This window comes from Methylobacterium sp. 092160098-2, assembly GCF_028920805.1.
In the GTDB taxonomy this organism is placed as follows: Bacteria; Pseudomonadota; Alphaproteobacteria; order Rhizobiales; family Beijerinckiaceae; genus Methylobacterium; species Methylobacterium fujisawaense.
In genome coordinates this window covers 412,211-425,496 of sequence record NZ_JAQPZJ010000001.1, presented here as the reverse complement: position 1 = coordinate 425,496, position 13,286 = coordinate 412,211, and the positions used below count along the sequence as shown (strand labels likewise).

The 13,286-nt window shown below is 70.2% G+C and carries 15 protein-coding genes and 2 pseudogenes; 9 read left to right on the top strand and 8 right to left on the bottom strand.

All coding sequences use genetic code 11. The features are described 5' to 3' along the window. Nucleotides 1-83 precede the first annotated feature (83 nt). From PQI07_RS01980 to PQI07_RS01960, 5 genes are all read right to left on the bottom strand, one after another. Nucleotides 84-803 carry a hypothetical protein gene (locus tag PQI07_RS01980; protein ID WP_274925957.1) on the bottom strand — a complete coding sequence of 240 codons (720 nt, stop codon included), beginning with the start codon at nt 801-803 and terminating at the stop codon, nt 84-86. Further along, nucleotides 800-1,360, bottom strand: coding sequence for a threonyl-trna synthetase (locus PQI07_RS01975; RefSeq protein ID WP_274925956.1), 561 nt, complete (start codon nt 1,358-1,360; stop codon nt 800-802). The genes PQI07_RS01980 and PQI07_RS01975 overlap by 4 nt, the downstream gene beginning before the upstream one ends. A 5-nt stretch (nt 1,361-1,365) precedes the next feature. Then, a complete protein-coding gene (locus PQI07_RS01970; protein WP_274925955.1) occupies nt 1,366-4,614 on the bottom strand; it encodes an efflux RND transporter permease subunit in 3,249 nt (1,082 codons plus the stop codon). A gap of 14 nt (nt 4,615-4,628) precedes the next feature. Then, a complete protein-coding gene (locus PQI07_RS01965; RefSeq protein WP_274925954.1) occupies nt 4,629-5,963 on the bottom strand; it encodes an efflux RND transporter periplasmic adaptor subunit in 1,335 nt (444 codons plus the stop codon). A 132-nt stretch (nt 5,964-6,095) separates the two neighbouring features. Next, nucleotides 6,096-6,476 (bottom strand): hypothetical protein, encoded by a 381-nt coding sequence (locus tag PQI07_RS01960; protein WP_274925953.1) that lies wholly within the window; start codon nt 6,474-6,476, stop codon nt 6,096-6,098. 483 nt (nt 6,477-6,959) lie between these two features. Between PQI07_RS01960 and PQI07_RS01955 the strand changes: the two genes are divergently transcribed. Genes PQI07_RS01955 through PQI07_RS01940 form a run of 4 tightly spaced genes read left to right on the top strand, consistent with a single transcriptional unit; the run spans nt 6,960 to nt 8,094 of the window. Next, a complete protein-coding gene (locus PQI07_RS01955) occupies nt 6,960-7,283 on the top strand; it encodes a hypothetical protein (RefSeq protein WP_274925952.1) in 324 nt (107 codons plus the stop codon). A gap of 21 nt (nt 7,284-7,304) precedes the next feature. Next, complete coding sequence (locus tag PQI07_RS01950; RefSeq protein WP_274925951.1) at nt 7,305-7,547, top strand: hypothetical protein; 243 nt, start codon at nt 7,305-7,307, stop codon at nt 7,545-7,547. Continuing rightward, on the top strand, nt 7,532-7,762 hold the full coding sequence (locus tag PQI07_RS01945; protein WP_274925950.1) for a hypothetical protein: 231 nt from the start codon (nt 7,532-7,534) through the stop codon (nt 7,760-7,762). Before PQI07_RS01950 ends, PQI07_RS01945 begins: the two co-directional genes overlap by 16 nt. After that, nucleotides 7,759-8,094 (top strand): hypothetical protein, encoded by a 336-nt coding sequence (locus PQI07_RS01940; RefSeq protein ID WP_274925949.1) that lies wholly within the window; start codon nt 7,759-7,761, stop codon nt 8,092-8,094. Before PQI07_RS01945 ends, PQI07_RS01940 begins: the two co-directional genes overlap by 4 nt. 108 nt (nt 8,095-8,202) lie before the next feature. On the opposite strand, the gene PQI07_RS01935 is transcribed toward PQI07_RS01940, so the two are convergent. After that, nucleotides 8,203-8,874: a toll/interleukin-1 receptor domain-containing protein gene (locus tag PQI07_RS01935; protein ID WP_274925948.1), complete on the bottom strand. Its 672-nt coding sequence runs from the start codon at nt 8,872-8,874 to the stop codon at nt 8,203-8,205. Nucleotides 8,875-9,213: 339 nt separating this feature from the next. Here PQI07_RS01935 and PQI07_RS01930 point away from each other — a divergent pair, with 339 nt between their 5' ends. Beyond that, a complete protein-coding gene (locus PQI07_RS01930; RefSeq protein WP_274925947.1) occupies nt 9,214-9,663 on the top strand; it encodes a hypothetical protein in 450 nt (149 codons plus the stop codon). A gap of 47 nt (nt 9,664-9,710) precedes the next feature. On the opposite strand, the gene PQI07_RS01925 is transcribed toward PQI07_RS01930, so the two are convergent. Both PQI07_RS01925 and PQI07_RS01920 read right to left on the bottom strand, forming a co-directional pair. Beyond that, nucleotides 9,711-9,884 carry a PepSY domain-containing protein gene (locus PQI07_RS01925; protein WP_274927668.1) on the bottom strand — a complete coding sequence of 58 codons (174 nt, stop codon included), beginning with the start codon at nt 9,882-9,884 and terminating at the stop codon, nt 9,711-9,713. Between the two features lie 30 nt (nt 9,885-9,914). Beyond that, nucleotides 9,915-10,631 (bottom strand): annotated as a pseudogene (locus PQI07_RS01920) (adenylate/guanylate cyclase domain-containing protein); the annotation flags it as partial. A gap of 331 nt (nt 10,632-10,962) precedes the next feature. Between PQI07_RS01920 and arsH the strand changes: the two are divergent. The 4 genes and pseudogenes from arsH (at nt 10,963) to PQI07_RS01900 (ending at nt 12,968) form a co-directional block, all read left to right on the top strand. Further along, a pseudogene (arsH, locus tag PQI07_RS01915) lies at nt 10,963-11,711 on the top strand (arsenical resistance protein ArsH). Nucleotides 11,712-11,852: 141 nt separating this feature from the next. Then, nucleotides 11,853-12,053: a hypothetical protein gene (locus PQI07_RS01910; RefSeq protein ID WP_274925946.1), complete on the top strand. Its 201-nt coding sequence runs from the start codon at nt 11,853-11,855 to the stop codon at nt 12,051-12,053. Between the two features lie 131 nt (nt 12,054-12,184). Then, the gene (locus PQI07_RS01905; RefSeq protein ID WP_274925945.1) at nt 12,185-12,397 is read left to right on the top strand and encodes a heavy-metal-associated domain-containing protein; all 213 of its coding nucleotides are present in this window, start codon (nt 12,185-12,187) and stop codon (nt 12,395-12,397) included. A gap of 94 nt (nt 12,398-12,491) precedes the next feature. After that, nucleotides 12,492-12,968 (top strand): hypothetical protein, encoded by a 477-nt coding sequence (locus PQI07_RS01900; RefSeq protein ID WP_274925944.1) that lies wholly within the window; start codon nt 12,492-12,494, stop codon nt 12,966-12,968. Nucleotides 12,969-13,286: the final 318 nt, after the last annotated feature.

Genomic DNA, 13,286 nt, shown 5'->3' with positions numbered 1-13,286 from the left:
GCGAGGCGAGCGCACTCACATCCGGGTCACGGGACGGGGCTCTTGGACCCGGGTCGCCGCCGCGGCTCGCGGCGGCCGAGCGGTCAGGCGCGTGGCGGCTCGTGGGGCGGGGCGGCCTTCCGGGACCGGAAGCCGACGCCGGAAATCGGGAATTCCAGGGCCCGCGCGACGCGCGCGGGCCCCGCGAGGCCGCCGTCGGGCCGAATGGCCGCATGGCAGGGGCAGCAACCGTTGCACCGGGCCGATCCGGGGGGCCCTCGGTCCGAGCGCTCGTCCGCGGCCGACACGGTCGCATCCGGCTCGAACAGGGATGACGTGCCGAGCCCATTCCCGTGGTCCGGTCCGACCCGGGGCGATGCCGGGGCCGGGTCCACGAGGGCTATGATCAGGGCGAAGGCGAGCAGGCACGCCAACGCACGGCGCCAGGCTCCGTCGGTGCCCCGGTCCCGAGACCGCCGAAGCCCGATCAGGGACGCGGCCAAGGACCGAGGCGTTCCGGCCGCCGTGGGGCTGGCCAGGGCGGCCGGTGCCGACCGCCCGCCCGGTGCAGGCGTCCGGCGCGCGAGGCATTCCCCGCCATCGAGCACGCCGGCCCTGGCCGTCCGACCCTGCACGCGGCTCCTCTCGGCAGGGGGCTTCATCCCGGCCTCGTCGCTTCGCCCCGCCGTGCCGTACCGGAACGCCGCAAGGCCGACGCCGGCCTTGCTCGTCGCCCGGGCGCCACCGAACGGGCTTCCGCCTTCGAGCGATCCGCGCCCGCGCATGCCGTACCGGCCGGGATGTGTACCGGGGGTCCTCATCATGGGGCGTCGACACCGATCAGGTCGGCGACGTGCACGCCGGCCGGGTGTCCGGTCGCGTCGCGATGGGCCGCCGAGCAGGCTGGGTAGCCGGGGCCGAATGCGGTCATGACGCGTTCGCGCCGCCCATCCGTGACCTCGCGGCTGGCCAGGAGCGCCCGGCCGCCCGGCCAGAGCTCGGAATCGGCCACGGGCCCCGGTGCGGGTTCGCCATGGCGGCGCACGCCCTCGTCGTGGATGGCGCGCCGCGTCCTCGCCAGGGCCTCGCCCGACATCGGCAGGCCGACCCAGACCACCTGTTGCAGCCCTTCGTCCCGGCAGACCACGAGGACCACCTCCGCGGTGCCCGCCCCGAGGGCCGGCGGCCAGCCATGCGGATAGTGGAGGGCGGTTAGGTTGGCCTCGCGGTCGACCTTGAGCAAACGCGGCACCGCGTCGACCGGTCCCCCGGGCAACCCGAAGGGTGCGTCGCCGCCCTCGACCCCCACCGCGGGCGATGCGGGAGTGGTGGCGAAGGTGGACAGGAAGGCCATGGCGGCCGTGATCGCGAGGGCGCGCATCGGCGCTACTCCGCCGCCTTGAGGTGCCGCGGCACCGTCTCCGTCGTCCGCTCGCTGGCCTTCGGCGTCGCGGCCTTGCCGAAGCGGGCATAGAGGGCCGGAAGGACCACGAGCGTCAGGAGGGTCGCGCTGATCAGGCCGCCGATCACCACGGTGGCGAGCGGTCGCTGCACCTCGGCACCTGTCTCGGTCGCGAGCGCCATCGGGACGAAGCCCAGCGAGGCGACGAGTGCCGTCATGGCCACCGGCCGCAGCCGGGTCAGGGCCCCCTCCAGGATCGCCGCCCGCAGGGGCCGGCCCTGAGCGACCAGCTGCTTGATGAAGGTCAGCATCACCAGGCCGTTCAGCACCGCCACCCCCGACAGCGCGATGAACCCGACCGCGGCCGGCACCGACAGCGGCATGCCCCGCAGCCACAGGGCCGCGATGCCGCCGGTGAGCGCCAGCGGCACGGCGCTGAACACGAGGAGCGCGTCCCGAGCGCTCCCCAGGGCCGAGTAGAGCAGCAGGAAGATCAGGAAGAAGCACACCGGCACCACCACGGTCAGGCGCTGGCGGGCCGAGGCCAGGTTTTCGAACTGCCCTCCCCAGGTCAGGTAGTAGCCTGGCGGCAGTTGTACCTGGCTGGCCACCCTGGCCTGGGCCTCGGCCACCAGCGAGCCGATGTCGCGGCCGCGCACGTTGGCGGTGACGACGACGCGCCGCCGGCCGTTCTCGCGGCTGACCTGGTTCGGTCCCTCGGTCACGGTGAAGCTCGCCACCTGCTTCAGGAGCACGGAGGCGGCGCGCCCGTTCGGTCCCGGGGGCAGCGGCACCGGGATGTTCTCCAGGGCCTCCCGGTCCTCGCGGACCTTGTCGGTCAGACGCACCACGATGGGGAAGCGCCGGTCGCCCTCGAAGACGACGCCTGCATCCTTGCCGCCGATGGCGGCCCCGATGACCTCCTGGATCGCCCCGGTGCTGAGCCCCAGGCGCGCGGCCTCGGCCTTGTCGATCTTGATCTCAAGGATCGGAAGTCCGGCGGTCTGCTCGACCTTGACGTCCTCCGCGCCGCGCGTGCCCCGCAGGATCTCGGCAATTCGGTTGGCGGCCTGCTTCATCGCCCCGAACTCGTCGCCGAACACCTTCACGGCGAGGTCGCCGCGGGTCCCGGCGAGCAGCTCGTTGAACCGCAGCTGGATCGGCTGGGAGAACTCGTAGGTATTGCCGGCGAGCTCACCCACGGCCTTCTCGATCTGTTCCTGCAACTCGGACTTAAGCAGCTCCGGATCCGGCCATTCCGCCTGCGGCTTGAGCATCACGAACGTGTCGGAGGAGTTCTGCGGCATCGGGTCGGTGGCGACCTCGGCGGTGCCGGTCTTCGAGAACACGTAGGCGACCTGCGGGAACTTCGAGACGGCCTGCTCGATCCTGATCTGCATTGCCTGCGACTGGCTTAGCGAGGTCGAGGGGATGCGCAGCGCGTTCATCGCGATGCTCTTCTCGTCAAGGGTCGGGATGAACTCGGTCCCGAGCCTTGCGGCGAGCAGACCGGCCCCCGCCAGCAGCAGCAGGGCGGCGCCGATGAAGGCGAACGGCGCCCGGACCGCTACTGCGAGGACCGGCCGATACGCCGCCTTCAGAGCCCGGATGATGAGGTTGTCCTTCTCCGTGACGCGACCGGTGATCATGATGGCGATCAGGGCCGGCACGAAGGTCAGCGACAGCACGAAGGCCGAGGCCAGCGCGAGGATGACGGTCAGCGCCATCGGCTGGAACATCTTGCCCTCGACCCCCGTGAAGGTGAGGAGCGGGACGTAGACCAGGATGATGATCGCCTGCCCGTACAGGGACGGCTTGATCATCTCCTCGGCCGACGCCCGCACCGTCTCCAGGCGCTCCTCCAGGTCGAGCGCGCGCCCGAGGGCGTGCTGCCGCTCGGCGAGGTGGCGGAGCGCGTTCTCGGTGATGATCACCGCCCCGTCGACGATCAGGCCGAAATCGAGCGCCCCGAGGCTCATCAGGTTGGCCGAGATCTTCCCCTCGACCATGCCGGTCACGGTCATCAGCATGGCGACCGGGATCACCAGCGCGGCGATCAGCGCCGCCCGGATGTTGCCGAGCAGCAGGAACAGGATGACGATGACGAGGGCGGCCCCCTCCGCGAGGTTCCTGCCCACCGTGCGGATCGTGGCCTCGACGAGCTGCGTCCGGTCGAGGACCGTCTGGACCTCGACGCCCGGCGGCAGGGCGCGCCGGATCTGCGCCATGCGGGCGTCGACGGCGGCCGCAACCGTGCGGCTGTTCTCGCCGATCAGCATCAGGGCGGTGCCGACGACCGCCTCCTGCCCGTTCTGGCTGCCCGAGCCGGTGCGCAGATCGCGGCCGATGCGCACCTCGGCGATATCCTTGATCCGAACGGGTACGCCGCCGCGGGTCGTGACGACGACGTCGCCGATCTCGTCCATGCTCTCCAGGCGACCCGAGGACCTGACGACGTAGCCCTCGCCGTTGTCCTCCAGGTAGCGGGCGCCCTGGTTGGCGTTGTTGGCCTGGAGCGCCCGGGCGACGTCCGAGAAGGAGAGGTCGAGCGAGGTTAGCTTCGTCGGGTCCGGCTGGATGTGGTACTGCTTCTCGAAGCCCCCGATGCCGTCGACCCCGGCCACGCCCGCCACGGTCCTTACCTGGGGCCGGATGACCCAGTCCTGGATCGTCCTCAGGTAGGCGGCCCGTTCGAGGTCGTTTGTCAGCCGCTGGCCCTCGGGGGTCAGGTAGCCGCCGTCGGGCTGCCAGCCCGGCTTGCCGGGAGCCGCGATCTTGCGTTCCGCGGGCGCGGCGTACCGGACCGTCCACATGTAGATCTCACCCAGGCCCGTGGTGATGGGGCCCATGTGCGGTTCGACCTCGGAGGGCAGCGCCTCGCGAGCCTCGCTCAGGCGCTCCACCACCTGCTGGCGGGCGAAGTATAGGTCGACGTTGTCGCTGAAGACCGCGGTGACCTGCGAGAAGCCGTTGCGCGAGAGCGAGCGGGTGTATTCGAGGCCCTTGATCCCGGCGAGCGCGGTCTCGACCGGGTAGGTGACCTGCCGCTCGATGTCGAAGGGCGAGAGCGCGGGCGCGACCGTGTTGATCTGCACCTGGTTGTTGGTGATGTCGGGCACCGCGTCGATGGGCAGCCTCGTCAGCGCATAGCCGCCGAAGCCGGCGGCGAGCAGTGACAGGAGCAGCACCAGCCAGCGCTGGCGGATCGAGACGTCGAGGATGCGGCTGATCATGGTCGGCGTGCCCCTCAGTCGTTGTCGCCGGCTTCGGCCTTGCCGAGCTCGGCTTTCAGCAGGAAGGAGTTGCCGACCGCGATCTCCTCGCCGGCCTTCAGACCCTCCGTGACCTCGAAGGCCTCGTCGTCGGAGTGCCCGAGCTCGACCTCGCGCTTCTCGAAGCCTGCCTCGGTGCGCACGAAGACCACGCGCTTGCCCTCGACGGTCTGCAGGGCGGCCTTGGGGATGCGCACGGCGACCGCGTCCCGGGCGATCTCCACCTCGGCGGTGACGAAGGTGCCGGGCCGCCACGCGAGGTCCGGATTCGGCAGGGCGACGATCACCCGGGCCGAGCGCGTCTCCTGGTTGAGGAGCGGGCTGACGAAGACGACCTTGCCCTCCCCGTGGCGGTCGCCGCCCGCTTGACCCAGGGAGACCGCGACACGTGCGCCATCCCGAACATTGGCTAGATCCAGGGTGGATACGGAGAGTTCGATCCACACGGACGAGAGGTCGGCCACCGTGTAGAGGTCGGCGGGATCACCCTCGCCGCCGACCTTGGTGCCCACGTCCACTTTGCGCTCGACGATGCGTCCGGAGAGGGGCGAGCGCAACTCGAACAGGCGCAGGCTCGACCGGTTCGGTGTGGCCTCGTCCCGCTTCTGGGCAGCCGCGACCTCGGCGGCGTTGAGCCCCAGCGCGGACAGCTTCTGGCGGGCAAGGTCGACGCGCAGCTGGTTCTCCAGGAACGTCGCACGGGCGTTCTGGAACGCGGCCTCAGACGCGGCCTGAGACGCGAGCAGCTTTTGCTGGCGCTCGTAGTTGATCTTTTGAAGTTCGGCCTGGACCAGGGCGGTCAGGTACTCGCTCTTGGCGTCGGCGACCTCGCGGCTGTCGAGCACGGCGACGACCTCGTCCTTCTGGACGTCGTCGCCGAGGCGCTTGCGCAACTCGGCCACCGTGCCGACGACCCTGGCCGGGACGCGGGCGACCCGGTCGGTGTTGGGCGTGATGGTGCCGGGCACCAGGAGGTGCCTGGCGAGCGTGCCGCCCTCGACCTTCCGGACCTTGATGTCCTGCGCGGCGACCTGCTCGGGCCGCATCCTGACGATGCCTTCCGGGGCATGCGCCTCGCCGGCGCCGTTCGGCTCCAGCGGTGCCGGCTCCGACCCATGGGCTTCGGCGTCCTCGCAAGGCTTCTCGTTGCTCGCCGGCGCTGAGGCCATCCCAGGGGCTGCTTGCAGGAACGGGATGTTCCGGGCGCCGAGGGCGTCAAGGGTTTCGTGGATGCGTGAGGACACGCCGGGAACGGCACCGCCGATGGCGATGCCGGCGACCAGGAGGGCCGCGGACAGGAGAATGCGCATGAAGCCGGACTCGACCGGGACGCCGCGCGTCGCCCGGATTGCGGGCGAGCGTCGGCTCCGAGATTTCACGTGTGGGGTTTCCGGGTGCCCAGCGTTCGGCTGGGCGCGCACGCCGCTCGGGGCGCGCTCACCTCACACGCGAGGTGGCCTCGACAGGCGATCGGGCCATACGGGCGCCAGCGGCCCACCGACCACGGACGCGACGCGGGGCCCGGTGTCGGAACATGTCATGACGGCGCCGCCCTCGGTCCGTATGGCCGGATGGCAGCCACAATGCACATGGCAGGCGAGGCCGAGTTCAACGGATCCCGAGACGGGATGCTCTGCGCCGATGGTCAGGGCCGGAGCGTCCGAAATCGACGCATGCCGAACCTGGGCGCCGGTCATGTCAGCGGCGAGGCCAAGATCGGGTGCCGCGAGCGTCAGCGCCAGAACGAACGCGAGCAGGCGCGCGGCGGTTGTCCACCAGCCACGCGGCGCGCCGACGCCCCAGTGCCACCGCCCTACCTTCATGCCGCCCTTATGCGTGAGTGGAGGTCCCCTGCACAAGTCGAATTTCGCGCGTTCGGGGCATCGGCCGCCCGGCCGAGGATCCTGAGCATCTCGGCCGCTACACCGGGACCCTTCGGACCATGCGACCCAGGACATGCCCCTCAGCCTTACCCTCGTGGGATGCGCATCCGGCCGAGGCGGCACCGGCTGGGGAGTGTCATGTTACGCCACGGGATATCGAGCGAGGCCTTGAGAATTCGTCATGGTGGCAGGTCTCCTATTACTTTCGTGATGTCGGCATTTCGCCCCGTGACTGTCTGGCCCGCCCTTCGGCGATTGTTGCCGCGAAGGCGATGCCGAGGACGCGACCGTCCAAGAGGATGTCGATGGTCGTGAAGGGCACAGCCCGACAAGTCCCGGCGCCCGCCGTTCGAGCCTGCGCACGCCGAGCATCGCGGCGACCCCGAGACGGCCGCCGGCCAGGGTCGCTTAGGTCGATCCGTCATGCGTGGGGTCCCGCCTTTCGTCGACCCGGGGCTGGCCCGGCTGCGCGCCGCCGACGTCGCGACCGGCCGGGACGGAGCCGCTCCACCAGCGATCGCCGCGCCCGCCGCGCAGCAGGCGGCCGCCGCTCGCGGCTTCGTCGACGCGCTCAAGGGGAGAAAGTTCGCCCGGGAGGCGGACGCGTTCTGGGCGCAGGTGCGCGACGCGGTCGAGGCGGCGATGGGCGAGCGCGGGCCCATGCCGGCCCACGCAATCTACCGGGCGCCGCCAGCCGAGCTGCGGCGCCAGGGGGAAAGCGTGGGCCTGCCGCTGACGCCGGGATAGCTGCGATACCACCTGCTCCGGATGGCGAAGGCTGGCGAGGGGCTGGCCGAGATCGACGGCCGGTTCGGCCTGGCGGAGCCGCAGCCCGAACCGGTGCCCGGCGAGCCGGCGGCGCCAACGCTCGCGGACGAGGTCCGGGAGATGGGCAAGCGCCGGTTCTGGCGCCGGTTCGTGCGCGAGTTCCATGTCCTGCTCTCGAAGGAGGGGCGGCTGACGGCGGAGGACATCCTGGAGCGGATGGACCCCGAATGGATCGCGGCGTAGGAAGGGTTCCAGCGGATCACGCCCGGCGTCTCCGGTTCAAGCTGCGCGGGCGGATCGACGAGCGCAGGCCGTTCGCGGAACTCCCGGACGAACGCTTCGCCGCCGTGCCCCGGGGAGGAGCCCTGGGACGGCGAGAGCGCGAGGTCCGGGGCGGTGCGGAACGGGTGACGCGCCGCGCCGTTGCCCGCTCGCCCGGACAGGAGGCGATGACGTGACGCCTGCGGAAATCGAGTTCAAGGTCCGGGGCTCGCACGTGGAGGCGCTGGGAAACCGCTTCATGCAGAGGCGGCGGAGCTCGCGCTTCGACGACTTGGCCCGCGACGCGAGGCTGTACGGCCGGGAGGCGGGGGCCGACTTCGCCGAGACGCATCTCGGTCGGCTCGTCGACGAGGCCGTCGGGGTTGCCGGATGCCGGGAAGGCGCGTTGGAACTGACGCTGCACGGCTCGGGCCACGCAGCCCTCGAAGGGCTGGCTCAGGCGCTTCGGGAACTCACCGGTCTGAAGGCCGAGGTGGACAGAACGACTGTTCGGCTGAGCTGGGCCTGATCGGCCCGGAACCGTCCTCGGGTGCGCCGGGTCGGACTTGCCTTGCGCGCGTCAGGCGTTGTCCGGCTTGCGCACGGGTTTTTTTTTTCGCGCCGCCCCGGGCGGGCTTCAGGTGACGGGCCGCGGAGCTTCCGTCTTGACGGCGGATGCTGCCTTGGTCGGAGCATCCGGTTTGGCCTTCGAGGCGGCGCGTTTCGTCCACACGGGGCGGACCGGGGCTGCAGCCATGTCCCGGCGAACCGCCGCGACGACGCGTCGTATGCCCTGGGCGACGTTGAGGTAGGCCCCGTCGGCGCTGCGCCACCGGGTCACGTCGCGCCCGTCTTCGGGCAGGAGCTTGAAGCCGGCGGCCGGGGTCGACGTCCAGTCGCAGGGGCGCACGACCACGGCGACCACGCGCATGGTGCCGCGGGCGCGGCGGTTCATGGCGCGGCGGTACTCGATCTTCCAGCAATAGTTGCTGGCCAGGTAGTCGGGACTGAGCAGGCCGACGAACACGTGGGCGTCGTGCAGAGCCCGGGCGATTCCAGTATCGAGCTTGTCACCGGCGTCCATGTCGCCATCGAACCAGGTCCTCACGTTGTCTCGTTCCAGGGGCGCGAGGTGGATGCCGAGCCTCCTCCGGGCCTCGGTGTCGCGGTGCGAGTACGAGACGAAGATCCGGACCTCGGGCTTCTCCGCCCTGGCCCGCGGGGCCGCGGCGGGTTTCGGGGCGGGATGCGTCCCGGGGGCCGGTTTCGCTGGCCTGCGGGGCCTCTCGTTACGGGTACGGGCGCGCATGGAAGCCCCCGTCAGGTTGCCGGCCAAGTTCGGGATCCATGCGCCCCGGACCGGGTTTGTTCCCTGCGGGGAAAGGGATGGCCCGGACGGCGTCGGCTCCGGTCGCGGCGTGTCAGTCAAACGACTCCGGGGGGGACGTGTAACGCATGACGGCATCCGCTATGTGTTACGGCGCCGCGGGCGGGCGGCGCAGTCTCTTGACCCTCTAGCCGCTTGAGGACGTACGGTGACCGCCGAGAGATGCGGAAGGCGTCGGCGCTGAGCGACGCCGTAATCCGGGCCCGTCAGGCAACGCGGGCGATGCGAGGCCCCCTGCGCCGAGCGTACGTGGAGAGCGGTATGGCGAACGAGGTTTCGATGAGGCGGCGCGCGCTTCTCGGCTGCGCAGGCATCCTGCTGCCGTTCCTATCGGGATGTGGGGGAGGAACGCTACCGGGTATCCAGCTTGGCTCGGACGATGGCGGCAGCACGCTCGGCTTCGACTCCCTGCCTTTCCGGATCGAACGCATCGACGGCAGCGTCCTGACCGGCCACGCGTCGGTTCGCCTCTTGCGGGTCAGCTTCTTCGCGCGCGACGCGACGGGGTACGTCGCCTGCAGCGGCAGCTTCACGTTGGATCTCAAGCATGCGCCCGTGCCGGTGAGCGTCGACTGCACCGGCGCGGGCATCCTGCATGGCACCGTGACGACGGCGTGGGCCGACCATGGGGAGGGTGCATTCACCGAGTGGTCCGGGGGCACCTCGACGTTCCGCTACGGGGCGCCGCTCTCGCCGGCCACGGGTAGTTGAGGGCCATCCCTGGAACCGGAGCGACGCCCCGGCCGGACCGGAGCGTCTCAGTCGTCCGTCCGCTCAGACAGCATCGCCCCCATCCGCGGATCGACGTGGAACCTCACCTCCATGCCGTTTTTGATCCCCTTGCCGTCCCACAGCCCGTCATCGGGTTTGAGCTCCGTGACCGACGTGTAGCCCGTGTCCAAAAGCCTTTGGCGGATTTCCGCGGCCGGCATCCAGTCCGCGCCGACACGACCGTCGGCAAGGGCCGTCGGCGGGACCTGTCCCGTCTCGCGCGGTGTCATCCAGGACCAAAGCCCGAGGCCGCCGAGGGCGGCGAGGATGACCAGCCCGCCGGCGAGCGCGGGACGTCCCGACAACCGGCGCGCCGCGGGCCGGACCCGGACCGCAGCTTCGATCTCGCCGTCATCCTCGGCCGGCATCGCCAGTATGGCCGCGGCGGGTAGCGCGAACATGCCGACCGGCCGGGCGATGTTCTTCAACGCCTGCTCGCCCCGATCCTCGAAGGGGTAGCCGAGCTTGTCCCGTACCTGATCGTGGACCGTGTGCGAGATGCAGATCCCGCCCGGCTCCGCGAAGGGTTCGAGCCGAGCCGCCACGTTGACGCCGTCGCCATAGAGGTCGCATTCCGGCTCGGCGACGACGTCGCCGACGTTGATGCCGATGCGCAGCCTGAACGCGTGGTCGTCGGACACGCCGGCTTCACGCGTCAGCATCGCCCGCTGGATTGCGACGGCACAGAACACGGCTCGGACCGGGCTGGGGAACTCGGCGATCAGGCCGTCGCCGGTCGACTTCACGACGCGGCCCCGGGCCGCCTCGATGCGCGGATCGAGCAGTTCCCGGCGCAGGCCCCTGAGCCGGCGCAGCGTGCCCGCTTCGTCGGCGCCCATGAGGCGGCTATAGCCGACGACATCGGCGACCAGGATGGCGGCGAGCCGTCGCTCGTCGACCTCGTCCAGGCGTTTCTCCCGAGACCATTCCCCCAGCCTGCACCGCGACCGCCGCGGATGGAAGGTCATGTCCCAAGGAATCGCGCGGGCGGACGTCCGGGATCACGACAGACCGGAACTGGGTCCATCGTCGCTCCGCGCGGTCTCGCCGACCGACGGCGGCCCCGACGCGCGCTCCGGACGGTGCCGGAATTCACGCTGCGCCGGCATCCGAACGGTCTCTTGGCGAGCCGGAAAGGCCGGCGGTCAGGAAATTGTTCTCGCCAGGCCCCGCAGGTGGTCGAGGATCAGGTCACCTATCCTCTCACGACCGCCATGCTGACGGTCCCGAAGACGATCCTTGGACAAGCTCAGCCAGCCCTTCAACGATGGCCTGCCGAACCTCAGCCAAGCGCGTTTTGAGGTGCCGACCCGCGACAGCCTAGACGCGGCGGCGCCGTTCACCCATGCGCTCCGCTTCCTGATCCTCTACGGCTCGCTCCGGGAGCGCTCGTTCATCCCCTGCCTCGCCTACGAGGCCGCCCGGCTGCTCGGAGCCATGGGCGGCGAGGTGCGGATCTTCCGCGCGTACGGCCTGCCTCTGCCGGACGATGCGACCGCCGACCACACAAAGGTGCAGGAGCTGCGCAATTTCTCGCGATCTGGTCCGAGGGCCAGGTGTGGGTCGCACCGGAGCGGCACGGCACCCTGTCCGGCGTGATGAAAAGTCAGATCGACTGGCTGCCCTTGAGCGAGGGCAGCGTGCGGCCGACCCAGGGGCGCACCCTCGCCGTGATGCAGGTCTCCGGCGGCTCGCAGAGCTTCAACGCCGTGAACGCCTTGCGCGTGCTCGGCCGCTGGATGCGGATGATCACCATCCCGAACCAGTCGTCCGTGCCGATGGCCTACAAGGAGTTTGACGACGCCGGCCGGATGGAGCCGGGGCCGCTCTACGAGCGGGTCGTGGACGTGTGCGAGGAGCTGGTGAAGTTCACGCTCCTGACCCGCGAGCGGGCCGACTACCTGGTGGACCGCTACAGCGAGCGGAAGGAGCGCGCGCCGGAGCGGCTGAGCGCGGTGGCCGCCGACATGGGCTTTGTGAAGCGCTGAGACCAGTCCCGAGAAACAACCCGAGGAGCATGCCGATGCTGACCCTTGAACGCCCGCACACGATGGCACCGGCCGCCGCCAGCGACATACCGCTGGGTGCCCTGCTCGCTGCCTGCGATACGCAGCCGGAGACGCCCATGGGTGTTCAGTCACGCCAGGCGGACGATCCAACGCGACTGCCACGTCGCCGAGGTGAAGGCCGAACGGTTCGCCGCCCTCGAACGCGGCGCAAGCCCGGAAGCTTGGTCGGATAACCCTCATCCTCTCCGGGACGTGACCGAGGGCGACCGCACGCAAATGACCGTCGGCAAGTTCGCCGCGATCATCCGCACGATGTCCTAACACGTCGGCCCCGACCTGGGCGCCCGCCCGAATAGACGCCATTCCCATCTGGCGGGAGGCATTCCGCGACCCTTGACCTTCCCACCATGGGAAGCCCCATCTGTGCGGGACGCCACCACAGGGAGAGCGTCATGTACCGCTACAAGGTCGACAGGATGGGTTGCGGAGGCTGCGCCAAGTCCGTGACCCGGGCCATCGCCGGCATCGAGCCGGGCGCCCGGGTCGAGGTGGACCTCGGGGCCAAGCTCGTGACCGTGTCCGGCGCGACCGGCCCTGCGGACCGCATTGCCGAGACCATAGTCGCCGCAGGCTTCCCCGCAGAGCCGCTGAGCCCGACTGCGTGAGTCGGGGGGACGGGCCGCAACCAAACCCGAATGCGCGCATTCACGTCCCAGGGACGACGCCGTCCCTACGTTTGGGCCGAGGTTGGCGACCGGCATGGGCTTCGACCGGCATATCGTGCGTCTGATGGCGGTGATGATCCTCGCGATCATCGCCCATGTCGCGCCGTCCGCCGTCCAGGCTCACGAGGGGCACGTCCACTGCGGCCACCGCGGTCGGATGGTCTCGGAGGCCGCCACGGCGTCCCTTCCCGCGGCGAACCCGGGTCTCGACAAGGCGTCGGGCATCGCCGAGTTGGCGGTGACGCTGTTGACCGCGCCTCGCCTACGCGTGACCACCGGCAAGTCGACCGCATCCGTTCGGGCGGTCGATGCCGACCGATGCTGTTGCCCCGGCCCCTGCAAGCGACGCTGCTGTGAGACGACGGTGGGCGGTACATTCGGTATTTTTGCCGGACCCGCATCACCCGCCATGCCCATGTTCCGGGCGGCCGTGTTAATCCCGGATGATGTCGCCGGACGCGCGGGTATCGCTCCCGAGGCGCTGCGCAAGCCCCCACGAACCCTCGCGTGAGATGAGGCGCGCCCGAGGCGCGCGACGCCCGAGGTGCGACCGCAGTCGTGGCGTGCGCCGACTATCCCGTGGCGAGGCCCATCTTTCATCTCGCGTTGATCCGGCGCCGCTGACGTAGGGGCCCTCTGCCGCTGTCTCAGCGGGATGCTCACCCACGCTCAGCGCAAGGTCTGAAACGCCTCGACGGGCCTCGCCGCAGCGTGCCCTCATCGCAGGCCCGCGCCCAGACATACAGAAATATTATAGACAATAAATTAAACTTAATACGACGAATATGGTTATAGATCTAATCTCACTACAGCAAAACCCGAATTAATT